This window comes from Rhizobium skierniewicense (assembly GCF_014196515.1).
GTDB lineage: Bacteria > Pseudomonadota > Alphaproteobacteria > Rhizobiales > Rhizobiaceae > Agrobacterium > Agrobacterium skierniewicense.
In genome coordinates this window covers 327,101-353,638 of sequence record NZ_JACIDV010000004.1, presented here as the reverse complement: position 1 = coordinate 353,638, position 26,538 = coordinate 327,101, and the positions used below count along the sequence as shown (strand labels likewise).

Genomic DNA, 26,538 nt, shown 5'->3' with positions numbered 1-26,538 from the left:
GTCGATGACACTCGACCCGAATGCAACATACGTCCCCACAGAAGACTGGCGCGCCTATAACGGCGTGCTGAGCCGTCGCGCCTTCGCCTTCATCCTCGATTACATCATCGTGGCGCTTCTCTGCATTCCGGCGGCTGTGATCATCTTTTTCCTCGGTGTACTGACACTGGGCCTGGGATTCATGCTCTTCCCCGCCATCTTCGTCATCGTTGCGGTGCTTTATTTCGGCATGACGCTTGGCAGTTCAGCTCAGGCAACACCGGGCATGCGGGCAGCGGGAATTGCCATGGCGCGGACGAACGGAAGGCGAATTGATTTTCTGTTGGCGACCGTGCACATCGCGCTCTTCTGGATCATAAATTCCGTCCTCACGCCGTTCATTTTGCTGGCCGGTCTGTTTACGGAACGCTCGCGCCTGCTGCACGACTTCCTGCTCGGCACCGTTATCGTAAGAACAATCTAAAATTCAAATAAAAGCCGCCGCGGGTGTCTGCAAATTGACGTGTAGCGCACGCGCGGCAGTTGACGTTTCGCATCTTTTTGTCATTCTGGCACGGAGGCTTGACGACAGTTTGAGGGCCGATGGCTGGAGAAGGGAGCGATCAGGGTTCGATGAACACGCAAGCAACACCGTCTCCGCAATTTTATCTGACCGCGCCTGCCACCTGCCCCTATTTGCCCGGCCAGCAAGAACGCAAGGTGTTTACCCATCTCGTCGGTCCGCGCGCTGCTGAGATGAACGATCTTCTGACCCAAGGCGGCTTTCGCCGGTCCCAAAACATTGCATATCGTCCCGCCTGCGAGACATGCCGTGCGTGTGTCTCTGTGCGTATTCTGGTAGATGGGTTCACGCCGACGAAATCCATGCGGCGTGTGATGAGCCTCAATAGCGATCTTGTCGCGACCGTTCATCAGTCCGAGCCGTCAACCGAGCAATTTTCCCTCTTCCGTCGCTATCTTGACCGACGCCACCAGTCCGGCGGCATGTCGGATATGTCGGCACTGGATTACGCCGTAATGGTGGAAGACACCCACGTCAACACCCGCATCATCGAGTATCGCAAGCGCGAGCCGGGCTACGGCATCGATGAGACAAAGCGGGGTGAACTTGTTGCTGTTGCGTTGACAGACACGATGAGCGACGGCCTTTCGATGGTCTATTCCTTCTTCAATCCCGATTTCGAAAAGCGTTCGCTTGGGACCTTCCTCATCATTGATCACATATCGAGAACACGGTCACTTGGTCTGCCCCACGTTTACCTTGGCTATTGGGTCGATGGTTCAGATAAGATGGGCTACAAGACCCGCTACCATCCTCAGGAACATCTGACGCCGCGGGGCTGGGAACTGTACGAGCCGGAGACGAGCTCGCCTCAAACACCGTAAAGACAAGCAGGAAACCGCGTGCAGATACGATTTCACACCATTCTCGCGGCAGGTTCGCTTGTCTTGCTGGCAGCATCCGCGCAAGCCCAAACCGACTGGCGCCCAAGCGAACAGATAAAGACCTACACCGTCAGCGGCAACACGGGCTTTGCACTCTACGAGTCCATTGGCGAACGCGGCCCGCAGGCTGGCGTTCAGGCTGTTGCGCATACAACCTTCAAGCTGACATGGCGGCGTGATTACAGACCCCAGCCGGATGGCGCATGCGTTTTGGCAACGGCGCGGCCCAACCTCACCATCATTTACACCTGGCCAAAAGCACCGGCCAAACTTGCGCCCGAGGTTGCCGCAAGCTGGCAGCGTTTCATCTCCGGCGTTGAAAAACACGAGCGGGTGCACGGGGCGCATATTCTCGAAATGGTAAAAAAGATTGAAGCCTTCAGCGTGGGCCTGCGCGCCGAAAACGATCCCAAATGCCAGAGAGTCCGCGACGTCTTGCAACAGCGTTTGGGCGAACTGTCCAATGAACAACGCCAGCGTGGCCGGGATTTCGACAAGGACGAACTCTCGAACGGCGGCGCAGTGCACCAGCTGATTCTGGCACTTGTGAATGGCCCCTGATTATTCAGCCGCCTCGCCTTTCAGCACGGGTTCGGCCAGAATGGCGGTTTCAAGCTCGTAGGAATAGCCTTCCAGCATCGTGTAGGCCTGCTCGATGACGTCGATCTGCGTCTCCGCGTTACGAATGGCATCAGCGATCGACTGGCTGCGCGCCCGCAACATCGAGCCTAGGACGTCGGTCTCAGGCTTGCGGCCGAGCCGGTCCATGTGCTTGCGGACGCGCGCGCGATGGCGCTCCAGTTCCAGGATATGAAAGCGGCTCTTCAAGATATCATCGGTCAGCTTGCGGCGCATGGCGGCCACCGGATCGAAGCTGCCAGGCTCGCGCTCATCCAGAATGAATTCGTTGACCAGCGTTTCCAGCATCAGCAAGCCCTTGAGATCCTTGGCGTCCGCCAGTTGCGGATCATATCCGGTATCGTCGAATACCTTGCGCCGAACAGGGTCTTTCAACAGGTCATAGGCCAGTTGCAGCTTTTCGAATTGCTCGGCATCCCCGCCACTGTCGGGGTGAGCGCTTTTGGCCACCCTGCGATAAGCAGACTTGATCGCTGCCTCATCGGCATCGCGCTCAACACCCAGCAAAACATAAGGATCGATCACCGAAACACCTGTATCCGCATTCTTCAAAACAGCTCCCACCCGCAACGAGCGGGTTTGGCGACCTAGGGACCATACGAAATTTTCATCGCTCAAGGCACCCCTTCATCAAGGTTTTGAACGCAAAACAACGCAGGCGCTTGCGCTTTGACCAGTCTTGACACGCCATTGCCCGCAAATTTGTCGATGGCATGGCGAGGATCAAAACCGGGAAAACAAACATGGGGAGGAGAAGCGGAAACGGCCTCGTCACGAACCGAAAAATGACCCAACCACCAGGTTAAACATCGGTGTCAAAAGGGTTATGGTCTATTGCTAAAACGTGTTGTACCTTAAATTTCACTGTGGGGAGAAAGGGAGAACACCATGGCAGAAACGATCACGCAGACCGTCACTGATTACGTGCAGGCAATGACCGATGGAGATGCGAGCTTGCTGCGCGCCGTGTTCGATCCGCGCGCCAACATCGTAGGAAACTATGAGGGTGCGACAGACTGGCTGTCTCTCGAAGATTTTATCCATCAGATCCGCTCATCCGACCAAGGACAGACTGACAACCCGCCACAATTGCAAATTCTCGGCATCGACCAGACCGGCGACACCGCTTCCGTCAAACTCACGACGCGCCTCGCCGGCATGGACTTCTGCGAATATCTATCGCTGCTACAACGCGACAAAAACTGGACCATCATACACCGTCTCTATTATCTCAACGGATAAGCGGAGCCAGCGACAAACCGCAGTTTCAGAACTTTTTCTTCGGACCAATGAAATTTCCACTTTACACCACGAGAGAATCTGGTAATTCCACCCCCACTGGATTGCCCTTGTAGCTCAGTTGGTAGAGCACCTGATTTGTAATCAGGGGGTCACGAGTTCGAACCTTGTCGGGGGCACCAGTTTTCTCTTTCAAATTTGAAATGATCATTTTAGCGCAGCCGCGATAGGCTTGCGCGACAGCGCGGGTTCCGCATCCGACGCGTCACCCCAGATCCAGCGTCATGACCACCGGACAATGATCAGACGCCTTGGGGCGGTCCCAGCCTGTGCGGGGATAGCGTGCCACATCTTGCCCCGGCGGAAATATCGTTCGGTAGGGTTGGCCGGCGCGGATGATTTCTGGGATATGGTGGGCGTTGATCTCGGAAAGATGCGATGAGAGCCAGATGTAGTCGAGCTGGCAGAGATGCTGTTCCTGTGGTCCGCGTGAGTGGTAGAGCGTCCAGCGGTCCATCACATCGCGGCGGAGCATCGGGTTGATGGCGAAACCGTCCTTGCTGAGAACATCGAGCGCGCTGCGTTCTTCGGTCATCGGCGTGAAGCTGTAGCCGGTGCGGCGGTTGCCGGAGATGGCCACGCGTTCCTGGTAGTCGTTCATGTCGCCGCAGATGGCGAAGTTCACGGAGCGGGTCTTGTCCGCTCCGAAGCGGTTTTCGATAATGCGACGGATGGCGCGGATCTCTGCTTCGCGGATGGGCATGGTGGAAAGCCGGGCATCGCCCGCCTCACGGGCATTGGTCATGGATTTCAGATGCGTCACATACAACGTGAACGGCTTGCCGCCGATCCGCAGGTCGAGCTCCAGACAATCCCGTTTGAAAATCTTGTCGTCGATGCGGTTCGTCAGCGACAGTTCCGGCGTAAACAGCTCGAGCTCGCGGTACGTCAGCGTTGCGTGGCTTTTGATCTCGACAAGCTCAATCTTTTCACCATCCAGCGTTTCCTCGCGCATGATGACGGCGACATCGATGCCGCGACCATCATTGCCTTCCACCAGATATTTCTGACGATAGCCATTGCCCACCATGCGGTAGAGGTAGCCATATTCGAAGGCCTGAAGGGCCGCCATATTATCGACTTCCTGCAAGCAAAGAATGTCCGCATCGGCATCAGCGATGGCCAGCGCGGAAAGCTGGCGGGTATCATCGGTCGATGCCAGCATGCGCGCGCTTTCCAGCGCCTGATAGGTTGCCTCATCACGAACATCGAAAAGCTGCATCGCACGGTCTCGCCGCGTCTGGTTGCGAAAGCCGGTGTAATCGAAACGCGTCATCAGGTTTTCGATATTGAACGTGGCAAGCCGCAGCGACATGGTGCATTCCCTGTTGGTCGCCGCCAGACTATCCGTTTCTCGCATCACGGCAAGCTGAGAGGCGCCACGCCGAGCGGATGATGACGGGAAACAACGCTCCGATAGCGGCAGGCTCACGGGAATAGGCGCGCAGCATCTGCCCGTCCGGCAACGTCAGCCGCAAAGCGTAACGTTCGCCTTCGTAGAGAATGGTCGTGACACGGCACGGAATGCCTTCGGCATCTTGGATCACATCCTGCGGACGCACCAGAACGTCACCTGGCGGTGACGTTGAGACGTTGCCAATGAAGACCTCCCTCAACACGCTCCAGTCCATCGACCGTGGTGCGGTCTCCGGCAAGGTCAGGGAGAGGATAGCGCCCTGCCCCACGAGACCGCCGACAAGCTTTCCTTCCGGGCGCGCATAGAGGTCGGCGGGCGCTGCCATTTGTAACAGCTTGCCCTCGGACATGACGGCCACATCGGTTGCGAGTGCCATGGCCTCGGCTTGGTCATGGGTGACATAGACCATGGTCGCCCCCGATGTGGCGTGGAATTCGCGAAACGTTTCTTCCATTTCCTGGCGCAGGTGACGGTCGAGATTGGCCAGCGGCTCGTCCAGCAACACCACGTCGGGTGCGGTGACAAGGCAGCGCGCCAACGCCACGCGCTGTCTCTGGCCGCCGGAAAGCTCGGATGGGCGGCGGTCCGCATAGGCCGCAAGCCGCACCGTCGCCAAAGCATCTGCCACCTTGGCATGGTAACGTTCACCGCTGATCCCGCGCACTTTCAGCGGGTAGCCGGCATTCTCCGCCACCGTCATATGCGGCCACAGCGCGTAGGACTGGAACACCATCGCCATGTTGCGGCGCTCCGGTGGCACCATGCTTCCGGCATCGGCCAGCACCCGTTCGCCTAACAGGATGGAGCCATCCGTCGGTTGCTCGAAACCGGCGATCATCCGCAGGACCGTCGTCTTGCCGCAACCGGAAGGGCCGAGCAGCGCCAGGAAGCCTCCTTCGCGAATGGTAATGGAGACATCGTCCACTGCGGGTTTTGCGCCGCCGAAGCTCTTGGACAGACGGTTGAGGATCAGTTTCGCCACGGTACGACTCCCTTCGGCAGTTTTCGGCCCAGCACTTCCAGAAGCAGCATGAGAACGACCACCATGGCCACCACCAGAACGGACAGAGCGGAGGCGAGATTGAAACTACCGCTGTCATCGAGATTGTAGATCACGACGCCCAGCGTCTGCGTTCCGGCAGACCAAAGCAGTGCCGACACCGTCAACTCGTTGCAGGCAATGAGAAACACCAAAATGACGGAAGCGCCCGCAGCAGGCCCGACCAGCGGCAGGATGATATCGAACATCCGACGCCAGAAGCCTGCTCCGGCCAGCCGTGCGGCCTCTTCCAGCGCCGGGTCGAACTGCGTGAAGGCTGAGACCATCGGCTTCAGGCTGACGGCGAAGAAGGAGGAGAAATAGGCCAGCAGAATGATCCACAGCGTGCCGTACAGCGTCACGCCAAGCAGCGGGATGGGGGCGGCAAACAAAAGAACATAGGACACCGAAATGACCACGCCGGGAAGCGCATAGGGAATGTCCACCAGCGCCGAGAGGAGGAACATGAAACGGCTTTTGCCGCGCACCAGAAAATAGGCCGTCAACACCGTCACCGCCAGCAGACATAGTGATGTGGCGGTTGCCAGAAACAGGGAATTGGCAAAGGCCGTGCGCGTGACCGCCTGCCGGAACAGAATTTCCTCATAGGCATGCAGCGTTGCCGTCTTCGTGGTTAGGGGCACGCCGTAAGCAGGAGCAAGGGAACTGGAGATCAACGCCATGAGCGGAGCCACCAGCATGAAGAAAATGCCGAGCCACAGTGCTGTTTCCGCCAGCCCGCACCATGGCCCGAGCGTGAAAGTCGCAGCCTTGCCGGACAGGCCAATAATGCGGTAATCGCGACCCTTCATTGCCCGTTCCTGAATGGCAAGACCAAGAACGGAGATGATGGCGATCATGCCTGAGAGCATGGCAATATCGCCGAAGGTGCTGGTACCGAAGCTGGCAAAGCGGCTGTAGATCAGCGTTGGCAACGTGAAGATGGATGCGGGAATCCCGAGAATGGCCGGAATGCCGAAATTGCCCACACCGGAAACGAATGAAATGGCAGCACCAGCGATCAGTCCCGGCATGGCCAATGGCAGGATGATGTGCTTGAGCACCTGCCAGGAGGACGCGCCGGAAAGTTTCGCCGCCTCGATACCGTCCTGTGGCAACGCCAGCAGCCCGGCGCGCAGGGACAGGTAAACCAGCGGCGCATGCTGCACGCCCAAGAGCAAGGCAATGCCGCTGATGGAATAGAGCGGCTGCGGCGAACCCAAAGGCGGCGCAAGGCCGATGGCTTTCAAAAGCGTGCTGGATGGACCCGTCATGCCGATCCACGACAATGCTGTCACCTGCGGCGGGATCATCATCGGCAGCATGAAAAGAAAACTCAGAGCCGACTTGGCCCTGATATCGCACAGCGTCAGCGCCAAGGCGAAACCAGACCCGATCGCCAGTGAAATGACCATCCCGAAAAACGAAGTGGAGAGCGTATTGAGCCCGGCCTGCCACAAGGCCGGGTCGCTCAGCAGTGGCCACATGTCACCTTTGAGTGACGAGAGAATGCCGGTATAGGCCAGCCGCCCGAGCGGCAGTGCGCTGAGCAGAAAGACGACTGAAACAACAAAGGGAAACAGCCAGCGAGGCTGGCTGTTTCCACTGTTCGAAACCGTTTGCATGAAGCTGCATCAGCCCTTGGAGTCGAAAATATCGGAGAAGGTTTTCAGGTCCTTCTCGGAATTCTTCAATGCTTCTGGCGCGTTGATCGGCAGAACCTTGATCTTGTCGCGCGCAGGGAAACCCTCTGGCAGGGCAACGTCGTTGCGGGCCGGAATGTAGCCGAGTTTGACGAAGCCTTCTTGGCCTTTGGCCGACAAAACGTAATCCACGAACAACTTGGCCGCATCGGCATGTTTGGTATGGGCGAGAATACCGACTGGCTCGGTCACGGCCGAAACGCCCTCTTCCGGGAAGACGAACTCAACCGGTGCGCCCTTGGCTTTCTCACGGATCGGCATGTAATCGACGACGATGCCGTAAGCTTTCTCGCCGGAAGCGACCGACTTCAAAACTGCACCATTACCGCCAGCGGCAATCGCGCCATTGGCCTTCAGCGCCTTGTAATAATCCCAGCCGAGGCTACCGGCACCGGCCAACGTCTGCGTATGGATGAGAGCGGCACCCGAGGTCAGCGGGCTTGGCATGGTGACAAGGCCCTTGGCTTCCGGCTTCTCCAGATCCTTCCAGCTCGTCGGCTTCATTGCAGCTTGCGTATTGTACATGATGCCGGTGGTGATGAGCTTTGTGGAATAATAATAGCCATCAGCATCATAAAGGGCGGCATCGAAATGGGCAGCCTCCGGCGATTTATAGGCCAGCAACTGCTTGGCCTGCTTCATACGCTCCAGCGTCACCGTGTCGGCAATCAGCAGAACGTCGGCCGCAGCATTGCCCGCCTCGATTTCCGCCATCAGCTTCGCCATGATCTTCGGTGTTCCGTCCCGCACCCACTCGATATCGATGCCGGGATTGGCGGCCTTGAAACCATCGACGGTGGCCTGAGCATCCTCATTCGGCTGGCTGGTGTACAGCACCAGATCAGCGGCGTGCGCTCCGCCGACCATAATACCGAGCGAAACGATGGCGGTGAAAGCCGAAACAAGCGTTTTCATGAATGGAGTTCCTGTTGGTATGTGACACCGCTAAAACACATGTCCATAACATGTATGTGACAGGAAGCTTTCAGACGCCGATTACAATGTCACCGTACCCTTTATCAGCAGCGTTACCGCTCCACCGATCCAGATATCATCGCCAATCTTGTCGACACTGACGCGCCCTGCCCGGCCAAGAACCGTGCCCTGGCTCGCGACGTAGCTGACAGGTGCGATGCCTTTGCCGATCAGCCATTGCGCGATACCAGCATTCAGACTGCCGGTGACCGGATCTTCATAGCCATCCGCAAAGGCTCTGAGCTCGAAATCTGCCTCGATCGTATCATGAGCGCTGCAAGGGGCTGCTATGCCGACTTTCAAGCCGCCAAGGACGGGATAAATCGGTTTGACGTTCAAAACATCCTGTCGCGATCGCAGCAACAGCGATACCCAGCCGGGACCGTTATCCGTCCAGCTGGAATCGACAACCGCATCTGACGACAGACCAAGCCCGGCAAGCACGTGGTCGAGCGTGTCCGTATCGACCGGGCCGGATTTGCGCAAAGGTGGTGCTGCAAACGCCAGCTTTCCGTCCGAGACCCTGATCCGAACCAGCCCGGCCTCACATTCCTGAACCACCTCCGTCCTGTCAGTTTTACCCTGACGGGACAGCCAGACATGACAGGTGCCAAGCGTTGGATGACCTGCGAATGGCAGCTCCCCATGCGGGGTAAAAATCCGGACCCGATAATCGGCATCGCCAGATGTGGGTTTCAACAGAAACGTCGTTTCACTCAGGTTCGTCCAATTCGCAAAGTCCGCCATCTGCGCATCCGAAAGGCCATCCGCATCGCAGACGACGGCAAGCGGGTTGCCTTTCAACGGCTGGGCAGAAAAGACGTCTACCTGTTGAAATGCGTGGCTGCTCGACATGAAGAAAACCTCTTCGCTAAAAACAAGAAATGCAAAATGTTAGCCATCCTCGGGCGTGTCCCGAGGATCTGACCAAGTTTGATGTTGGCGTGTGTAAGATTCGTGGGACAAGCCCGAGGATGACGGAGACGTTGGGAGCCAAAGTTATGGCTCGCAATTTACACCAGCGGCATCGTCGCGTTGGATGTCGTCTCCGCACTGGCAATCAGACGACCGAGACGTTTGATGCCTTCATCAATCATCTGCTCGTTGGCGCAGGAGAAGCTGATGCGCAGCGTGTTCGCGCCAGAACCGTCGGCGAAAAACGCCTTGCCGGGAACAAAGGCAACGCGTTCCGTGGACAGCGATTTGGCCAGCAATTCTGCACCATCCATACCTTCAGGCAGCGTCACCCAGACAAACATGCCGCCTTCAGGCTTCGTCCAGCTGGCGAATTTCGGCATGTACTTATCGAGAGCAGCCAGCATCGCATCACGACGCGCACTGTAAGCGGCCTTGATTTTCGCCACCTGCTTGTCGAAGCCGCGCGATGCGACGTGCTCGATCGCCATCTGGTTGATGGTCGAGGAGTGGAGGTCTGCCGCCTGCTTCATCAAAACCAGCTTGCGAATGACTGGCATGGCAGCAACCACAAAGCCGACACGCAGGCCCGGGGCCAGTGTCTTGGAGAAGCTACCGGAATAGATCGTGCGGGTCTTTTCGATACCGCCGCTGCGAGCGATATCCAACGCCAGAATTGGCGTGATCGGCTCGCCGTCAAAACGCAGGTTCTGATATGCACCGTCTTCCAGAACAGCGATATCCAGCTCGTCGGCCAGTTCCAGCAATTTCTTGCGGCTTGCCAGATCCACCGTCTCGCCGGTTGGATTGGAGAAATCCGCCGAGAGATAGGCGAATTTCACCGAGCCACCAGCCTTGGTAGCGTTGTCGCGGTAGGTCTGCGGCGTGCGGTTGCCGTTCGGATTCAACTGATCATAGGTCGGCTCATAGGCGTTGAAGGCCGAGAGGGCACCGAGATAGGTCGGCCACGTCACCAGTGCCGTATCGTTGGGCGACAGGAACAGCTTGCCAAGATAGTCAAGGGCCTGCTGCGACCCCGATGTGATGAACACGTTATCGACCGAGCATTCGATGCCGATCTTTTCCATGTCCTTGACGATCCACTCGCGCAACGGCTTGTAGCCTTCGCTGACGGAATATTGCAGGGCAGCGTTGACCTGCGGACCGGAAAAGATATCCGCATAGGCCTGCTTGAATTCCTGGTCAGGAAACAGCGCAGGATCCGGAATGCCACCGGCAAAGGAAATGATATCCGGCTGCTCCAGCAGCTTCAGCAATTCACGAATTTCAGACGCCTTCATGCGCAAAGAGCGTGTGGCGAAAATCTGTTCCCAATCCAGCATGGGTTCGTTTCCTCTCATGTTTTTTTCTGCGCACAGATGTATCAAAGACGCAATAGGTCAGCAATGCTGACTTATCGTGTTTTGGTACGGTTTTCCAGAATTTCCGTGCGGTCTCCCAAAGGCCGCATACGCATACATGCTGGCACGAGAGTCTACAATCAACCTTGCCATGGATTGACGCCGACGTGTTTTAAGGTTCGATTGCCAGCAAAACGATTTGACCCATGGAGGAGAACATCAAATGCTCAAGAATATCGACCCGGCTCTCAATGCCGATGTGCTGCACGCCCTGCGCGCCATGGGCCATGCTGACAGGCTGGTCATAACCGACACCAACTTCCCCTCCGACAGCATAGCCCAGCACACCGTTGTTGGTCAGGTCTTGCGCATGGAAAATATTTCCGCCGCCCGTGCCATCAAAGCCATCCTCTCCGTCCTCCCCCTGGACACCCCGATCCAACCCTCCGTCGGACGCATGGAAGTCATGGGCGCTCCGGAGCAGATCGAGCCGGTGCAGGCAGAAGTGCAAAAGGAAATCGACGCCGCAGAAGGCACATCAGCCCCGATGTACGGCATCGAGCGCTTTGCCTTCTACGAGCAGGCGAAAGATGCCTATTGCGTGATTACGACCGGTGAGACGCGGTTTTATGGCTGCTTCATCCTGACGAAGGGCGTGATTGCGCCGACCGCTTAGCCCGGATTGGTTCCCGTTGACGTAAAAACTGTTTCAGTTCCAGATAACGACACATGCCGTGGTTGGGGAGACGGGCACTCCCCGCCACGCGAGGAGCGTTGACCGACGGGATGTGGCATCGGAACCGGTGAGGCGTTAGCGACCTTGCGTCGCTCTCCGCATATGTTTTCAAAGTCAGCGCCCAGCGGCTGAATGCAGCATCCGCCAGTCAGACAAGATCAACGGACTATGGAATATCTGACGTGGAGAAGGTTCCGTCTGCGTTGTAGTTGACCAAGATCTTTCTCAGTCCCGTCGTAAAATCGCAGCGTGCGGCATGACTTTCATCATAAAAAATGGCGTCTCCGTCGGGCACAAAGCCCGTCTTGACGAAGAAGACCTGTTGCGGTGAACACGTGACCATGCTGTTGGGTGGAGGCGTAATGTAGCTGGAAAGCATGATGCACCCTTCCGCACTCAAGGCCGCCACACCCCAGCAAAGCTCCGGAAAAGGAGACGGATCGTAAGGCGGAAGATTGACCCCGAATGCTCCTGCCGCAATTTCTGGGCTGTAGATCGGATGCGACAGTCCAAGTGGGTTGAGACTGAGAACCGAGCTGTTGAGCGCGTTTGTCGACTTTGTCGACGTGAGTTCGACCCGTCGTATTGCCCGTACTGTGTTGATTGGCCATCGGGCTTCGTTTTCCACGGCAAAGGTCGCGGGTTGTGGCACTGTCGTTCCGGGAGCGGTACTGACGGCGCCGGCGTAGATTTGCCTGCCGAGTTCAAAGCTGATCTCGGAACCGGTGCTCGAAAACTCGTCGACAGCTCGGCAGCCGATGCTGCTCGATGAAATCGAAGCGATTGTTGAGGAGGACTGGAATTCCGCCCTCTTCTGGAAGACATGGAAATGCTGCAGACGCGGTGAAAGGTTTCTGACGATAATCTTGTAGTGCAAACTTGTCATAGCGGTCCACGATCCGGTTGGGGACGAAGTCTGCCCGCCGCCATCATGCAGCGGACAGACTGTGTGGCACATACGGTTGACGCACTTGGGGGTAGCCGCTCGTCAACCGTTGGCGCACAACGCCTACTGAAGCTGAGCGCTCCAGTTACCATTCGCCAGAAGGCTCACATTGCATGTCGTGTAGCCGCCCGTGAAATCGGCAATGGCGGCGTTAATGCTGGATTGCGTGAAATTCATCACGCTGCCCGGCGTGTAGGAACCTGTCTGGACGTAATATTTGAGGATCGGTTGGCAATCGGTGTAGCCCATCGGGTCAGCCTGCACGAAGTTCGACAGAATGATTCCACCATTGACGGCAACGGCTGAGCCGACGTTGAAGTACGGTGGAGAGGTGAAGCTCGGCGTTGCGACACGAAACGCGCCGGGCTGAATACCGGGACCATTCGTCGGCACGGAAAGACCCACAGGCGCGACCGTCGCCGTTGTAAGATCGTTTGGCGAACCGGAAGCCCCAGCGGCAGGCGCGAGATCGATAGGGCGGCTTGCGGATGCAAAGCCGGAGGAAGCACCGACCTGAGGCGGGGTGTTTGCCTGTTGAATGCCCGCATAGAACTGCATATTCACTTCGAACGTCAAGATTGCACCGGTTTGGTCGTAATTTCCCAACGACTGAGAAAACAGGCTGTTGGAGTACACGGCCCCACCGCCGGTATAGATAGCGGGTTGCTGGAAGAAGTAGAAATTCTGTGTCTGTGGCTCGTAGTTCTTCACGTTGATGGTCAGTAGAGTAGACATGGGCAACTATCCTCAAAAGTTTGGAGTGAAACAGGGATGCTGGTTGTGAAGAACGCTTTACCCACTCACATAAACAACCCTGAGACGAATATGTACAAACCAATTCGTAGAAACAATCTTAAGTTGTTTAGCTGAGCGTGATATTGCCCCTAAGTTTAACCTCAGCGTCATAATCGCTCCGCCGGGATCGCTTCGAGCAAGGCCAGCAGTCGCGTCTGAACCGTTGCGGATCTGCTGCGAAGCAACAGGATCCATCGCATCTCAAGGGCCGAGATCGAATTGTTCCTGTGCCAGTCCATCGTGCCACGCCCCAGCAGTAGCCAATCAAGAGAAACATCGAGCAGCGTGGCGAGAGAACAGGCACTTTCCAGCGAGGTGTGACCACCGTTCTGCCAGCGGGACACCGCAGCAACGGAGACATCGAGTTCAGCAGCGACGGCGTGCACCTTGCGAATGTGGCTTCGGGTGATGGCCTCGCGAATGCGCTTGCCTCTTTCCAAATCATTCGCCATGACGCAACTCCTGCTTACTCTAATTTAAGTAAACACTCTTTAGTTGTATCTGAAGAATAAGTCACGCATAAAGAGCATTTACTTTACTCTTAGTTGCACTTGGTTGTGGTACCCGTTGTTTTCTTTGAACTTTTCCCCGCCGTTGTCGACCCGAACGGAAAATCAGCTGGCGCTGTTCATCCGAATGTTACAAACGGCCTGCCTCACACGTCATACATTCTGCTGAGAGACAGCCGTCACATCGGCTTTCAGGATAACGAACAAAAAAATGCCCGCAAAAGCGAAGCTTTGCGGGCATTTGATACTCTTTCGCGTTCATCATCGACTGGGCTTACTCGAAACCCAAATCGAAGTGAGACCAGAAGATTTAGTTCACGGCCTTGTCGACCAGCTTGTTCTTGCCGATCCAAGGCATCATGCCACGCAACTTGGCGCCGACTTCCTCGATCTGGTGGGTGTCGTTCATGCGGCGAATGCCCTTGAAGCGCGAGCCACCGGCACGGTATTCCTGCATCCAGTCGGACGTGAACTTGCCGGTCTGGATGTCGGTCAGAACGCGCTTCATTTCGGCCTTTGTTTCGGAAGTGATGATGCGAGGACCGGTGACGTATTCGCCCCACTCGGCAGTGTTGGAAATCGAGTAGTTCATGTTGGCGATGCCGCCTTCGTAGATCAGATCCACGATCAGCTTCACTTCGTGCAGGCACTCGAAATAGGCCATTTCTGGTGCGTAACCAGCTTCGGTCAGCGTTTCGAAACCGGCGCGGATCAGCTCGACGAGACCGCCACACAGAACGACCTGTTCGCCGAAGAGGTCGGTTTCGCACTCTTCGCGGAAGTTGGTTTCGATGATGCCGGAGCGACCGCCGCCAACGCCGCAGGCGTAGGACAGAGCCACCTCAAGTGCGTTGCCGGATGCGTTCTGGTGAACGGCAACGAGGCAAGGAACGCCGCCGCCCTTCTGGTATTCGCCGCGGACCGTATGGCCTGGGCCCTTCGGGGCGATCATGACGACGTCGAGCGACGACTTTGGCTCGATGAGGCCGAAGTGGACGTTGAGGCCATGCGCGAACGCAATCGCGGCACCATCGCGGATGTTGTCGGCAATGTCTGCCTTGTAGATGTCGGCCTGAAGTTCGTCAGGCGTTGCCATCATCAAGAGGTCTGCCCACTTTGCTGCTTCTGCAACGGTCATGACCTTGAAGCCATCGGCCTCAGCCTTCTTGATGGTGCCCGACCCGGCCTTCAAAGCGATGACGATATTCGTCTGACCGCTGTCTTTCAGGTTGAGCGCATGCGCCCGGCCCTGTGAACCATAACCGACGATGGCGACATTCTTCGCCTTGATGAGATTGAGATCGGCATCACGATCGTAATAGACGCGCATTTCGGTAGTCCTTCCTTGGATATTTAACGGTGTTTAGACCGGAATTCAGGCGACCTTTCCGCCCATTTCCGAATGTATTTTTTCCGTGCCGTAGAGCGTCAGAAAGGCCGCAACGGCCTTGCGTGCCCGGACGGAAAAATCCTTAGCCTGCTGCGCTTCACCGAGCAGCATGCGCACATGCAGGTCGGATACGATCAGGCCATAAAAACTGCGATAGGCGTCTTCAAGATCATCAAAGCGCAGATAACCGGAGCGGCGACCGGCCTCGATGAGCCCACGCGACCGCTTGTCGATCTGGCGGCGACCACGCTCCAGAAGGAGGTTACCAAGCTTTGATCCATCGCGGCTTGCCTGTCCGATGGCAAGGCGATTCAACGCCAGCGAGACATCGCCCGCCAGAACATCGAGAAGATCATGGGCAAAGACTTCGAGATGGTCAGTCAACTGCGCAGCGGAAACGCGGTCACCCGCCTTTTCAAACGTGCGAACCTTGCTCTGTTGAAACGTGATCATCGCCGCCAGCAGACCGTCCCGATCTCCAAACCACTTGTAGAGGCTCTCTTTGGAACAATTGGCGGCACGCGCCAGACCGGAAGTGGTCAGCGCTTTTTCCCCGCCCTCGACCAGAAGACGCAACGCCTGTTCCAGAACGGCGTTCTGGCGCGGCGAAAATTCCTGCGCTGTGATCGGATCGGTTCCCACCTTGTCCACTCCCTCTACCCAAAATGTACCGTACGGTACGGTTCGAATGCTGTTTAAGGGTGGCAGAGAAAAGGGTCAAGAGTTTTTTCGAGGAAGACGAAAGAATTGACGCGCCGCAATATGAGGGTCGGCAAAAATAGGGTTAAGTCGGAGGCCCTCAGGCTTCCGCCTCGAAATGCTGGCGCGCAGTCTTGACCGCCTCATGGTTTTCCAGCGCCCATTTGATGACCTCAGACAGAGGACTGTAAAGTGAGCGCCCAAGCGGCGTCATGCTGTATTCCACACTCGGTGGTTTGGTGGCGAAAACCTCTCGATGAATGTAACCATCGCGCTGGAGGTCGCGCAATGTCTGCGTCAACATGCGTTGCGAAATATCTGGCACCATGCGACGCAACTCGCCGAAGCGGTAAGGCCTATCGGCCAAGGCCTGCAGCAGCAGAGTAGACCACTTGCCACTGATCTGGTTAAGAAGGTCGCGCACCGGGCAATTACCGAAATCCAGATTGCGGAAGTCGGGCCGTGGGGCAGATGCTGTCGGCTTCAGTCTGGAAATCGTCGCACTCATGGTGGTTCCCTTTTGGTAACGTACAGCAATAAAAATGCCTTCTTTACAGCAGCTCGTCAATTCTTATTCTATCCCTACTCTCTTTTTGAGACCATAAGGAAAAGGAAATATCGATGAGCAAGATTCTCGTAACCGGCGCCTCCGGCCAACTGGGACAGGCTGTTATTCGGCACCTCTTGGAAACCTACGGGGTTCCTGCATCCGACATCGTCGCTGCCAGCCGCAACACGACCAAGCTTTCAGCACTTGCCGCCAAGGGTGTCGAAACCCGCACCGCTGATTTCGATGACGCCCATTCACTCGACAACGCCTTTGCTGGCATCGACACCGTGCTTCTCATTTCGACGGATGCACTTGCCGTTGCCGGCCAGCGTCTGACACAGCACAAGGCAGCTGTCGCCGCCGCTGCCAAGGCAGGCGTCAAGCACCTCGCCTACACTTCCATGCCAAACCCGGACAAATCCCTGGTCACATTCGCACCTGACCATCTCGGCACCGAGGAAGCCATCAAGGCCAGCGGCCTGCCTTACACAATCATCCGTAACGCCTGGTATAACGACAACTACCTTCACGCCATGCCGCACAACCTGGCAAGCGGCCAGTGGTTTACGGCCATGGGTGACGGAAAGGTTTCCAACCTCTCACGCGACGAGTGCGCCCGTGCGGCCGCCGCCGCACTGGCCAAGGGTAAGGCCGAAAACAAGACTTACACCGTAACCGGCCCGCAATCGCTCAATGCCGACGAGATCGGCGCCATCATATCGCAGGTCGCCGACAAGCCATTGGCAGTCATCAAGGTATCACCCGGTGATCTGCAAAAGGGCATCGAGGGCGCTGGTCTTCCCGGCTTCGTTGCCGAAATGCTGGCATCAGCCGACGCCAACATCGCGGCTGGCAACTTCGATCTCGTCACCAGCGATTACGAAACACTGACGGGCGAAAAGCCGCAGACATCTGAGGCATTTTTCAAGGCACACAAGGCCGCGCTTCTCTCGGCTTGATGAGATTGCAAGGGCTTGCGGAGGCTGCCCGACAGCCTCGGAGCGTTGTCTCGTCAAAGGGAAACATTCTGCCGGAGCAGGTTTCCGGCAGGACAGCGGTGATTGGCGTAGAGCGTATCTCGAGGTCCTCTCAGGCCAATCACCTTTCACCCTGGCGCGGGGATGTCGTACCCATCCATTTGGTTGAAACGGACGACCCATTTGCCTGTGCGGCTTGGCCGTCTCCCATCGTTACGGCACACGGCGACCCAACCTCACCCCTCGTCCTTCAGCGTTTCTTTCTGTGTAATCAACCGCGCACTGTGCTGGCCGCTCAGATAAATCCAGAGCCAGCTCCACGCCACGGCAAGTCGTGAGCGCGTGCCAATGAGAAAATAGATATGGGCAAGGCCCCATATCCACCATGCCAGAACACCTGTCAGCTTGATTCTGCCAAAATCCGCGACCGCCGCACTTTTGCCGATCGTTGCGAGATTGCCCTGGTGGCGGTAATGGAATGGAGGATGGTCCGTCTTTCCCGCAAGACGAGCGGCAATAACCTCGGCCACATAAGCACCTTGCTGCTTGGCCGCAGGCGCAACACCCGGCACAGGTTTTCCGTTGTCTTGGGTAACGGATGCCGTATCACCGATCACAAAAATATTGGGATCACTGGGAATGTTGAGTTGCGGGCTGACTTCCGCTCGACCTGCCCTGTCAGCTGTCGTCTCCAGCCACTTTGCAGCGGGCGACGCCTGAACACCGGCGGCCCAGATCATGGTGCGGGCAGGCGTAAAGTGCTCGCCAATCTTAACACCTTCTTCTGTACAGGCCGAAACTGGAGTGCCGAGCAGAACCTCGACGCCAAGCTTTTCCAAGGCGCGCTTGCTGTAGGCGGAAAGATCTTCAGTAAAAGCGGGCAGCACCCGTTGTCCCGCCTCGACCAACAGAACCCGCGTCTTTCGCGTATCGACGTTTCGAAACTCGGGTGGCAGGGCTTTGTGCGCGAGTTCCGCAATCATACCCGCCATCTCGACGCCCGTCGGACCGGCACCAATGACAACAAATGTCAGGTGAGCCTGCTTTTCCTCTTCCGTTGCCGCGAGTTCGGCACGCTCGAAAGCCAGCAGAAGGCGGCGGCGGATGGTCGTGGCATCCTCCAGCGTCTTCAAACCAGGCGCATGCTTTTCCCAGGCGTCATTGCCGAAATAGGCATGGCGTGCACCGGTAGCGAGCACCAGCGTGTCGAAGGAAATGGTGTCACCGGATTTTAGAATCACGGCCCGCTTCTGGCGATCGATGCCGCCGACTTCCGACAAAAGCGTGGTCACTTCGGGTCGGTCGCGATACAGCCGCCGGATTGGCCAGGCGATCTCGGATGTGGCAAGCGCCGTGGTCGCAACCTGATAAAGCAACGGCTGGAACAGGTGGTGGTTGCGGCGATCAATCAGAGTGATGCGAACCGGTACGCCCTTCAGCCCGTGAACGACTTGCAGTCCGCCAAAGCCTCCCCCAACAACGACGACGTGATGCTCCTGCATGAAAAATGCCCTTCTCAGAATCAATTGGCCGCGCAGTTCATGCGCGGCCTGCAATATAAGGGTAAAAATGGATGGGTGTTATGAATTAGGCTGACCGCAGGCGCCACAAAAACGCCGTACCGTTTCCGCCATTCCGAACTCCAGCGCATCAGCCGTGAGACCATGGCCGATGGAAACCTCTCTGAGATAGGGAATGCGGTCAATCAGTGCTGGCATGTTGGCAACGGTCAGATCGTGACCGGCATTGACCTCCAGCCCAAGAGCTTTGGCGTGATCGGCAGTTGTACCCAGTTTTTCCAGCCATATCTGCGCCATCTCCGGACTATCGTAACACCCGCCATAGGGACCGGTATAAAGCTCGATACGTGCCGCACGCGTATCCGCCGCGAGCTGAACTGCGTCCTTGTCCCCATCACCGTCCGCAAACAGCGAAACACGCATACCGCCTGCCGTCAGCCGCGCCACGGTCTCTTTTAAAAACGTGGCGTGCTTTCGAAAGTCCCAACCGTGATCAGAGGTCGCTTGCGATGGATCATCAGGCACCAGCGTGACCTGTTCGGGTTGAGCTTCCTCGCACAAAAGCAGGAAATCTTCGGATGGATAACCCTCGATGTTGAACTCGGCCTGCGGAAACTCATCATCGATCAGGGCGCGCAAGACGGGCAGATCGGAAAACCGAATGTGTCGCTGGTCCGGGCGCGGGTGAACCGTCAAGCCTCCCGCGCCTGCCGCGAGCGCTATACGACCGAAATGAGCAACATCTGGCCAGGGCAGATCACGGCGATTGCGCAACATGGCGATGGCGTTGAGATTGACCGAAAGTGTAGCTGGCATGAGTGATTACCGCTTGCGTTGGACTGGAAACATTTCTGTTTCCTGTACTATCACGCCGTCCGCAAGCGATATGCAAAAAATATTTTAAAATCGATGGAACCAAACACGTGGCTGCGTGTTTGCCGGGCTATTGGGGTCCGGGGATTTATTTATGGCGAACGATTATTTCTTTTCAGAGACACTTCTCAACACACATTCCAACTTCGACGTATCATCCTCAGAAACAGGGCTTGAAGAGCTGCTGAAGGAGGAGTTGCCATCGCGAAGGTCTATTCCAGGCAGGGCGCGAAACGAGGCGCGATGGAGAGCAAGACCAATGCGCGAAAAGGAAGAACCGAAAAAGTCTGCGACATGGGCTGCCCCCCAGGCTGCCTGCAAAGGCTTTCTTCCCGACGTGGCAATGCCATCGCCGCTGCCGCCGGAGCCGGTGGCAATAGCAGACATGGCGAGTATGTTTGGCGTTACGCACCGCACACTGCATTTTTACGAAGAAAAAGCGATCATTTCCTCACGCCGCGCGGGCCTGATGAGAATTTACTCGCATCACGATGTACACCGTATGGCCGTTATCAACTTCTGCCGCGAGATCGGCATTCCCGTCGCGTCTATTCAAGATATCATGCAGAAGTTGACTGATGCTCCCTCTCAGGAAGCAGCCGATACGATCTTTCAGGACGTGCTTGCAGCGCGTAAGGCCGAGTTGGCCTCTGAAATCTCGACGGTGCGTCGACAAATCCAGCAGATCAGCGACATTCTGGTGACGGATGTCGCACAGACCGATGCCGATTTCGATCAGGATGGGCAAGACGATGTTCAGCTGAATGAGTTGGAACAGCAATGTTTGGAGCTCATGGCAGAAGGCTATGCGCCGGTCAGACTTTCCCGTACGCTGGGACTTTCGGCTCTTGAATTGCAAAATCTGGAATCCGGCATCATGGAAAAACTCAGCGCCAACAATCGCTTTCAGGCCGTTGCCAAAGCATTCATGCTGGGCGTGATCACAAATGACGCGGGACAAGACGCTCAGCCATAAGCTCGGCCGTTCACGTATAGATCCCAAGACAGAGCGCCCGGCACTCATCGCAAGATGACGTCGGGCGCTTCTGTCTTTACCGAACGATCGTCAATGTCTCGGCCGCACGCGTAATGGCAGTGTAAAGCCACCGTTCGCGAGAATCGCGGAACGCAAAACTTTCGTCAAACAGGACGACGTTGTTCCACTGCGAACCCTGAGCCTTGTGAACAGTCAACGCATAACCGTAATCGAACTCGTCGTAACGCTTGCGTGTCGTCCATGGTATCTCGGCGTCCGGCTCCTCGAACGCGGCCTTCAAAAGCTTTATCTTGGAAGCCCCGCGATCCATATCGTCATCTTCTGGCCGGATCATCAGGTTGATGCCCGGTTTCACGGTCTCGCGCGACGAACTCATCACCTGCCAGAGAGAGCCATTGAGCAATCCTTTGGCTGGATCGTTGCGAAGGCAGACGAGCTTGTCGCCGGATTGCGGATAATCCGCACTAAAGCCCTTCAGCTCACGCAGGCGCTGGTTATAACGGCGGCGCGTGCGGTTGGTGCCAACCAGAACCTGGTCCGCATCCAGCACCAGACCTTGAGTAACCTCGTTCTTGGAAATGACCTGCGCAGAACCATAATCACCACGCATGATCTCCTTACCTTCGCGAACGTCCATGGCAAGCTGGATGATGGGATTATCTTTTGCCTGGCGGTGAATTTCCGAAAGAAGGAAATCAGGCTCCTGATCCGTAAAGAACCCGCCACCGGATACCGGCGGCAACTGACCGGGATCACCGAGAACCAAAATCGGCGTGCTGAAGCTCATCAGGTCTCGGCCAAGCGCCTCGTCCACCATGGAGCACTCATCAATGATAATCAGAGCCGCCTTCGCGAGTGGGCTCTGGCGGTTGATGGAAAACATCGGTGCGATGGATGTCTTGCCCGTTTCTTCATTCTCTACCGCCTCTTCGCCGCGCGGACGGTAGATCAGCGAATGGATCGTACGGGCATTCGTCGCTCCGCGTGAGCGCAGGACCTGCGCGGCCTTGCCCGTGAACGCGGCAAACAGCACTTCGCCATCGACATTCTCGGCAAAATGTTTCGCAAGCGTCGTCTTCCCCGTGCCAGCATAGCCAAACAGCCGGAAGACCGGCGTGCGGCCTTCCTTCAGCCAGCGCGAAACAGCCTTCAGGGCTTCATCCTGTTGCGGTGAAAATTGCATCCGCTCTCTTCGCAGGATTCGAGCCTGGAGCGCAACTGAAAAAGAACAGACAAAGAATGGAGCACTGCGATAGGATCGCCGCATAGTCAAAACGACGCGACCCTGCAGAATGCCTGGACCATGGAATAGAACCGAATACCCGTAACTTTTGATGGATCGACCATGGCACCCACGCCGTTAGACTGTCACAGGCAGCCGAAAACCGGAGCGATCACATGCACGATGACATTCCAACGGTCACTCTCCTCTCTGGACTGAGCATTCCCGCCTTGGGGATCGGAACCTGGAACATGGGCGAACGACCCGGCGACGCCTCACAGGACATAGCCAGCATTCGCAAAGCTATTGAGCTTGGGATGGCCGTGGTTGATACGGCGGAAACATACGCCGACGGAGGCTCTGAAGAGATCGTTGGCACGGCAATCAAATCTGTGCGTGGCGATGTCTTCCTCGTGAGCAAGGTCCACCCAGCCAACGCCTCCGCTCAGGGCACCATCAAGGCTTGCGAGAGAAGTCTGAGACGGCTGGGAACAGACCATCTGGACCTCTACCTTCTGCACTGGCGCGGCTCGTATCCGTTGGAAGAAACCGTTGATGCATTTGAAAAGCTGAAGGCGGATGGAAAGATCAGGGACTGGGGCGTTTCCAATTTCGATGTCGACGATATGGAGGACCTTTTCTCCATACCGGGCGGCAAAAACTGTGCGGCCAACCAGGTGCTCTACAACCTGTCCCGTCGCGGGCCGGAATACGATCTGCTACCTTGGTGTCAGAGCCACGGCGTGCCAATCATGGCCTATTCACCCATTGAGCAAGGCCGCATTCTCTCCAACCACGAACTCATCCGCATCGCCAAGGCCTATCAGGCAACCCCTGCGCAGATCGCACTGGCATTCCTTCTGGAGCGCGACGGTGTTATGCCAATCCCGAAATCCTCAAACCCCGACCGCGTGACCGAAAATCGGGGTGCAAGCGAGCTTGAGATCAGCGACGAAGACTGGACGGCCCTCGACGCGGAATTTCCTCCGCCGAATTCAAAAGTCCCGTTGGAAATGATCTGATTTTTCAGTTGCTTGCAACGCTTTTTTGATTCGGGTTCGCCAGCGAGGCAATCAGGCCTCATCGCGTGCTGTAAAACCTTTTAACCACGACATAAGCCGGATACGATATGATCATCAAAATGATGCTCGCTTCATGCGTGGAAGCTGCGTTGGCCCATTTATCTACACGCGCATGGCTACCCCACAAGCCGACCCCGATCAGGGCTGCTCCACCCGACAATAAGCCGCCGACCAAAGAGAGACCCCACCAAGGCAAGATGATCGAGCCGCTGGAGACGAGGTGGAGTGTGAAAGCGGAACCAGCCATCAACAACAGCCCTACCGTTAGAAGATAACTCCGACAATACAACGCCCATGCCTCTTTTGATTTTCGGTTCATTGTGTTGCCTCGGGCGCTTGTCCAGATGCAATGGCAAAAACCAACGCTGTGAGAGCGAAAGCAACAAAAATGGCGATATGGCAGCGTCCAACGACTGTCGAAAAATATGCTTTGATTTCTTCACCAAAAATTCGGATTTTCAGCTGGAGGCGGTTCACGGCGATGTCGTTTTTCTGCGAAAACAAATCGTTTTCCCATAACGGACCAAAGTCTTTACGGCGCGCGAGTCGGATAAACATGACGAGTTGAAGGCAAATCGCGAGCAGGATCGCGACGCTGGCGCATATGATGAAATTTTCTTTCAACGAGGTACTCTCAGGCTACAGCTGTCTGACCAACTCACAAATAGTCCGCATGTGAGGCCCCGCTCAACCCATAACGACAAAAAAACCCGCGACTAAAGCCGCGGGCTTTCTCGCACTGATCCATCGGGCGGATTTTACATCCCCTGCGGTCCCCTGTTCATCGCAGCAATGCCTGTTCGGCAAACTTCGATGAGGCCCAGCGGTTTGATAATCGTCAGGAACTGATCGATCTTGGACGACTTGCCGGTGATTTCGAAGATGAAATGCTCCAGTGTCGCATCGACCACCTTGGCGTGGAAAGCGTCCGCCAAGCGCAGCGTTTCGGCACGGTCTTCGCCACGTCCGGCCACCTTGATGAGAGCGACTTCACGCTCGATCGGGCGATCCTGGCCGTTCTGGCGGGCGCGAACCGTGAGATCTACGACGCGGTGAACCGGAACGATCCGTTCCAGCTGCGCCTTGATCTGCTCCAGCACACCCGGCGTACCGCGCGTCACAATCGTGATGCGCGACAGGTGCGATTCGTGCTCCGTTTCCGAAACGGTCAGGCTCTCGATGTTGTAGCCGCGACCAGAAAACAGGCCGATGACGCGGGCGAGAACGCCCGGCTCATTGGCGACGAGGACCGATAGCGTGTGGTTTTCAACGGTTTCCGTTTCCTTCTGAATGAAGTAGGCCGAACCGGTGGGCTGTAGATGTGCGTTCATATCCGTATTCCTCTCCAGATCAGACGAGCTGACGGCCCTTGGCGTCGATAGCGGTGGCAACGGCTTCGTCGGTTGCCTCGTCCGGCAACAGCATCTCGTTATGCGCCTTGCCCGACGGGATCATCGGAAAGCAGTTGGCGAGATTGGCGACGCGGCAATCGAAGATGACAGGCTTGTCGACCGCAATCATTTCCGCAATCTTGTCGTCCAGTTCCTTGGGATCATCGCAATACATGCCGACACCACCATAGGCTTCCGCCAGCTTGACGAAATCAGGCATGGCTTCAGTGTAGGAGTTGGACAGGCGGTTGCCATGCAGCAGCTGCTGCCACTGGCGCACCATGCCCATATACTGGTTGTTCAAGATGAAGATCTTGACCGGAAGGTTATGCTGGATCGCACAGGACATTTCCTGAATGCACATCTGGATCGACGCATCACCGGCAATATCGATAACCAAGGCTTCCGGATGAGCGACCTGAACGCCGATAGCGGCAGGCAGGCCGTATCCCATGGTGCCGAGGCCGCCGGAGGTCATCCAGTGGTTTGGCTCTTCGAAACCGAAGAACTGCGCCGCCCACATCTGATGCTGGCCAACTTCCGTGGTGATGTATGTGTCGCGGCCCTTCGATGCTGCATACAGACGCTCAAGCGCGTATTGCGGCATGATGACATCTTTGGAATTCTTGTAGGAAAACGACTTGCGGGCACGCCAGCGCGTAATGCTCTCGTTCCACTCTTGCGTCTGCGCCTTTTCCGGTTTGTTCGGCAAAGCGCGCCAAACGCGAACCATGTCTTCCAGGACATTGCCGACATCGCCAATGATGGGCACATCGACGCGAACGTTCTTGTTGATCGAAGACGGATCGATATCGATGTGGATTTTCTTGGAATTGGGCGAAAACGCATTCAGACGGCCCGTGATACGGTCATCGAAACGCGCGCCGACGCAGACCATGACGTCGCAATCGTGCATGGCCATATTGGCTTCGTAAGAGCCGTGCATACCCAGCATGCCCAGCCACTTCTCGCCAGACGCGGGATAGCAGCCAAGACCCATCAGCGTCGATGTGATCGGGAAACCGGTCAGCTGAACCAGTTCACGCAGCAGGCGCGTGGCTTCCGGGCCGGAGTTGATGACGCCGCCGCCGGTATAGAAGACCGGGCGTCTGGCTTTAGACATCAGCTCGACGGCCGCGTGGATGGCGTTGATATCGCCGTGGACCTTCGGCTTGTAGCTCTTCTGCTGGATCGCGGCAGAGGGTGGCGTGTAGGTGCCGGTCGCGAACTGAACATCCTTGGGAACATCGACGACGACTGGGCCAGGACGACCGGTCTGGGCAATGCGGAAGGCTTCATGAATGATGGCGGCCAGATCGTTGACGTCCTTGACCAGCCAATTGTGCTTTGTGCACGGACGCGTAATGCCGACCGTATCGCATTCCTGGAACGCGTCGGAGCCGATCAGCGTGGTCGGAACCTGCCCGGAAATGCAGACGAGCGGAACACTGTCCATCAACGCATCCTGCAACGGCGTAACCGCATTGGTGACGCCTGGACCCGAGGTTACCAGCATCACGCCGACCTTTCCGGTGGAGCGGGCATAGCCTTCGGCGGCGTGGCCTGCACCCTGCTCGTGGCGAACCAGGATGTGCTGGATGTCGTCCTGCTGGAAAATCTCGTCATAGATCGGCAGAACCGAACCACCCGGATAACCGAAAATATGCTCGACGCCGTTGTCCTTGAGGGCTCTCAGAATGATTTCCGCGCCCGTCATGGTGTTATTGCTTTCGGTCGTGTCCTTATCCGTCATTGCCTGTTCCATCCCGATTTGGCCTTGGATATCGCGGGGCCGTCTGGCCCAAGTGGAGACATAAAAAAAGGCTCCTTTGAGGAGCCTCGTTCAGCGCATGGGTGCTTTCGCCGGATGGTTACACCATCCTGCCCATGCGCCGTCCCACCACGATAAGTACGTTAAGATTTTTCATGGGAGCGAGTGTTAGCCAGAAAACCATTCTCCGTCAACGCGTATTGCGGAAAAAACCGGCATTCATTCCATTTATTACGTACAAACACCGCTTGAAGACATAAAAATACGTCAGCGTTATACCAGTTGT

At 56.7% G+C, this 26,538-nt stretch carries 28 protein-coding genes and 1 tRNA gene; 9 read left to right on the top strand and 20 right to left on the bottom strand.

The features are described from left to right. Positions 1-4 precede the first annotated feature (4 nt). The 3 genes from GGQ73_RS08645 to GGQ73_RS08635 all read left to right on the top strand — a co-directional run bounded on the left by GGQ73_RS08645 (position 5) and on the right by GGQ73_RS08635 (position 2,007). Entirely contained in the window at positions 5-463 is a 459-nt protein-coding gene (locus tag GGQ73_RS08645; protein ID WP_183895586.1) for an RDD family protein, read from the top strand. Positions 464-612: 149 nt separating this feature from the next. Then, complete coding sequence (locus GGQ73_RS08640; protein ID WP_174153438.1) at positions 613-1,386, top strand: arginyltransferase; 774 nt, start codon at positions 613-615, stop codon at positions 1,384-1,386. A 39-nt stretch (positions 1,387-1,425) separates the two neighbouring features. Beyond that, entirely contained in the window at positions 1,426-2,007 is a 582-nt protein-coding gene (locus GGQ73_RS08635) for a DUF922 domain-containing Zn-dependent protease (protein ID WP_412762965.1), read from the top strand. On the opposite strand, the gene GGQ73_RS08630 is transcribed toward GGQ73_RS08635, so the two are convergent. Beyond that, positions 2,008-2,610 (bottom strand): J domain-containing protein, encoded by a 603-nt coding sequence (locus GGQ73_RS08630; RefSeq protein ID WP_174153440.1) that lies wholly within the window; start codon positions 2,608-2,610, stop codon positions 2,008-2,010. 363 nt (positions 2,611-2,973) lie between these two features. Here GGQ73_RS08630 and GGQ73_RS08625 point away from each other — a divergent pair, with 363 nt between their 5' ends. Then, positions 2,974-3,327 carry a nuclear transport factor 2 family protein gene (locus tag GGQ73_RS08625; protein WP_183895584.1) on the top strand — a complete coding sequence of 118 codons (354 nt, stop codon included), beginning with the start codon at positions 2,974-2,976 and terminating at the stop codon, positions 3,325-3,327. 103 nt (positions 3,328-3,430) lie between these two features. Further along, positions 3,431-3,506, top strand: a tRNA-Thr gene (locus GGQ73_RS08620). A gap of 83 nt (positions 3,507-3,589) precedes the next feature. On the opposite strand, the gene GGQ73_RS08615 is transcribed toward GGQ73_RS08620, so the two are convergent. The 6 genes from GGQ73_RS08615 to GGQ73_RS08590 form a co-directional block, all read right to left on the bottom strand. Further along, positions 3,590-4,699, bottom strand: a complete 1,110-nt coding sequence (locus tag GGQ73_RS08615; protein ID WP_183895582.1) for an endonuclease/exonuclease/phosphatase family protein — start codon at positions 4,697-4,699, stop codon at positions 3,590-3,592. Between the two features lie 28 nt (positions 4,700-4,727). After that, complete coding sequence (locus GGQ73_RS08610; RefSeq protein ID WP_183895580.1) at positions 4,728-5,783, bottom strand: ABC transporter ATP-binding protein; 1,056 nt, start codon at positions 5,781-5,783, stop codon at positions 4,728-4,730. Further along, positions 5,771-7,465: an ABC transporter permease gene (locus GGQ73_RS08605; protein WP_183895578.1), complete on the bottom strand. Its 1,695-nt coding sequence runs from the start codon at positions 7,463-7,465 to the stop codon at positions 5,771-5,773. The genes GGQ73_RS08610 and GGQ73_RS08605 overlap by 13 nt, the downstream gene beginning before the upstream one ends. Positions 7,466-7,474: 9 nt before the next feature. Continuing rightward, entirely contained in the window at positions 7,475-8,458 is a 984-nt protein-coding gene (locus tag GGQ73_RS08600) for an ABC transporter substrate-binding protein (protein WP_183895576.1), read from the bottom strand. Positions 8,459-8,539: 81 nt separating this feature from the next. Continuing rightward, positions 8,540-9,373, bottom strand: coding sequence for a PhzF family phenazine biosynthesis protein (locus GGQ73_RS08595; protein WP_183895574.1), 834 nt, complete (start codon positions 9,371-9,373; stop codon positions 8,540-8,542). A 158-nt stretch (positions 9,374-9,531) separates the two neighbouring features. Next, on the bottom strand, positions 9,532-10,776 hold the full coding sequence (locus GGQ73_RS08590; protein WP_183895690.1) for an aminotransferase-like domain-containing protein: 1,245 nt from the start codon (positions 10,774-10,776) through the stop codon (positions 9,532-9,534). 241 nt (positions 10,777-11,017) lie between these two features. Here GGQ73_RS08590 and GGQ73_RS08585 point away from each other — a divergent pair, with 241 nt between their 5' ends. Continuing rightward, on the top strand, positions 11,018-11,470 hold the full coding sequence (locus GGQ73_RS08585; protein ID WP_183895572.1) for an RbsD/FucU family protein: 453 nt from the start codon (positions 11,018-11,020) through the stop codon (positions 11,468-11,470). 226 nt (positions 11,471-11,696) lie between these two features. On the opposite strand, the gene GGQ73_RS08580 is transcribed toward GGQ73_RS08585, so the two are convergent. From GGQ73_RS08580 to GGQ73_RS08555, 6 genes are all read right to left on the bottom strand, one after another. Further along, positions 11,697-12,416, bottom strand: a complete 720-nt coding sequence (locus tag GGQ73_RS08580) for a hypothetical protein (RefSeq protein ID WP_183895570.1) — start codon at positions 12,414-12,416, stop codon at positions 11,697-11,699. 123 nt (positions 12,417-12,539) lie between these two features. Then, positions 12,540-13,211, bottom strand: coding sequence for a hypothetical protein (locus tag GGQ73_RS08575; RefSeq protein WP_174153450.1), 672 nt, complete (start codon positions 13,209-13,211; stop codon positions 12,540-12,542). A 167-nt stretch (positions 13,212-13,378) separates the two neighbouring features. Beyond that, positions 13,379-13,723: a helix-turn-helix domain-containing protein gene (locus tag GGQ73_RS08570; protein WP_183895568.1), complete on the bottom strand. Its 345-nt coding sequence runs from the start codon at positions 13,721-13,723 to the stop codon at positions 13,379-13,381. 367 nt (positions 13,724-14,090) lie between these two features. Then, the gene (gene ilvC, locus GGQ73_RS08565) at positions 14,091-15,110 is read right to left on the bottom strand and encodes a ketol-acid reductoisomerase (protein WP_183895566.1); all 1,020 of its coding nucleotides are present in this window, start codon (positions 15,108-15,110) and stop codon (positions 14,091-14,093) included. 45 nt (positions 15,111-15,155) lie between these two features. Then, the gene (locus GGQ73_RS08560) at positions 15,156-15,812 is read right to left on the bottom strand and encodes a TetR/AcrR family transcriptional regulator (protein WP_174153478.1); all 657 of its coding nucleotides are present in this window, start codon (positions 15,810-15,812) and stop codon (positions 15,156-15,158) included. Between the two features lie 157 nt (positions 15,813-15,969). After that, positions 15,970-16,377 carry a winged helix-turn-helix transcriptional regulator gene (locus GGQ73_RS08555; RefSeq protein WP_183895564.1) on the bottom strand — a complete coding sequence of 136 codons (408 nt, stop codon included), beginning with the start codon at positions 16,375-16,377 and terminating at the stop codon, positions 15,970-15,972. Positions 16,378-16,490: 113 nt separating this feature from the next. On the opposite strand from GGQ73_RS08555, the gene GGQ73_RS08550 reads away from it, so the two are divergent. Next, positions 16,491-17,378 carry an SDR family oxidoreductase gene (locus GGQ73_RS08550; protein WP_183895562.1) on the top strand — a complete coding sequence of 296 codons (888 nt, stop codon included), beginning with the start codon at positions 16,491-16,493 and terminating at the stop codon, positions 17,376-17,378. A 254-nt stretch (positions 17,379-17,632) separates the two neighbouring features. Here GGQ73_RS08550 and GGQ73_RS08545 read toward each other — a convergent pair whose 3' ends face one another. Beyond that, entirely contained in the window at positions 17,633-18,898 is a 1,266-nt protein-coding gene (locus GGQ73_RS08545; protein WP_183895560.1) for an NAD(P)/FAD-dependent oxidoreductase, read from the bottom strand. A 78-nt stretch (positions 18,899-18,976) separates the two neighbouring features. Then, entirely contained in the window at positions 18,977-19,732 is a 756-nt protein-coding gene (locus GGQ73_RS08540) for a pyridoxine 5'-phosphate synthase (protein ID WP_183895558.1), read from the bottom strand. A 316-nt stretch (positions 19,733-20,048) separates the two neighbouring features. On the opposite strand from GGQ73_RS08540, the gene GGQ73_RS08535 reads away from it, so the two are divergent. Then, a complete protein-coding gene (locus tag GGQ73_RS08535; RefSeq protein ID WP_183895556.1) occupies positions 20,049-20,765 on the top strand; it encodes a MerR family transcriptional regulator in 717 nt (238 codons plus the stop codon). 76 nt (positions 20,766-20,841) lie between these two features. Here the strand turns inward: GGQ73_RS08535 and GGQ73_RS08530 are convergent, their stop codons facing one another. Further along, a complete protein-coding gene (locus GGQ73_RS08530; RefSeq protein WP_183895554.1) occupies positions 20,842-21,969 on the bottom strand; it encodes an ATP-dependent DNA helicase in 1,128 nt (375 codons plus the stop codon). 215 nt (positions 21,970-22,184) lie between these two features. On the opposite strand from GGQ73_RS08530, the gene GGQ73_RS08525 reads away from it, so the two are divergent. Then, a complete protein-coding gene (locus GGQ73_RS08525) occupies positions 22,185-23,030 on the top strand; it encodes an aldo/keto reductase (protein ID WP_183895552.1) in 846 nt (281 codons plus the stop codon). A 58-nt stretch (positions 23,031-23,088) separates the two neighbouring features. Here the strand turns inward: GGQ73_RS08525 and GGQ73_RS22795 are convergent, their stop codons facing one another. The 4 genes from GGQ73_RS22795 to GGQ73_RS08510 all read right to left on the bottom strand — a co-directional run bounded on the left by GGQ73_RS22795 (position 23,089) and on the right by GGQ73_RS08510 (position 26,234). Beyond that, positions 23,089-23,409 (bottom strand): hypothetical protein, encoded by a 321-nt coding sequence (locus GGQ73_RS22795; protein WP_210290065.1) that lies wholly within the window; start codon positions 23,407-23,409, stop codon positions 23,089-23,091. Beyond that, the gene (locus GGQ73_RS08520; RefSeq protein ID WP_174153460.1) at positions 23,406-23,714 is read right to left on the bottom strand and encodes a hypothetical protein; all 309 of its coding nucleotides are present in this window, start codon (positions 23,712-23,714) and stop codon (positions 23,406-23,408) included. Before GGQ73_RS08520 ends, GGQ73_RS22795 begins: the two co-directional genes overlap by 4 nt. Positions 23,715-23,848: 134 nt before the next feature. Then, positions 23,849-24,421 carry an acetolactate synthase small subunit gene (gene ilvN, locus GGQ73_RS08515; RefSeq protein ID WP_045228882.1) on the bottom strand — a complete coding sequence of 191 codons (573 nt, stop codon included), beginning with the start codon at positions 24,419-24,421 and terminating at the stop codon, positions 23,849-23,851. A gap of 19 nt (positions 24,422-24,440) precedes the next feature. Continuing rightward, positions 24,441-26,234 (bottom strand): acetolactate synthase 3 large subunit, encoded by a 1,794-nt coding sequence (locus GGQ73_RS08510; protein ID WP_183895550.1) that lies wholly within the window; start codon positions 26,232-26,234, stop codon positions 24,441-24,443. Positions 26,235-26,538: the final 304 nt, after the last annotated feature.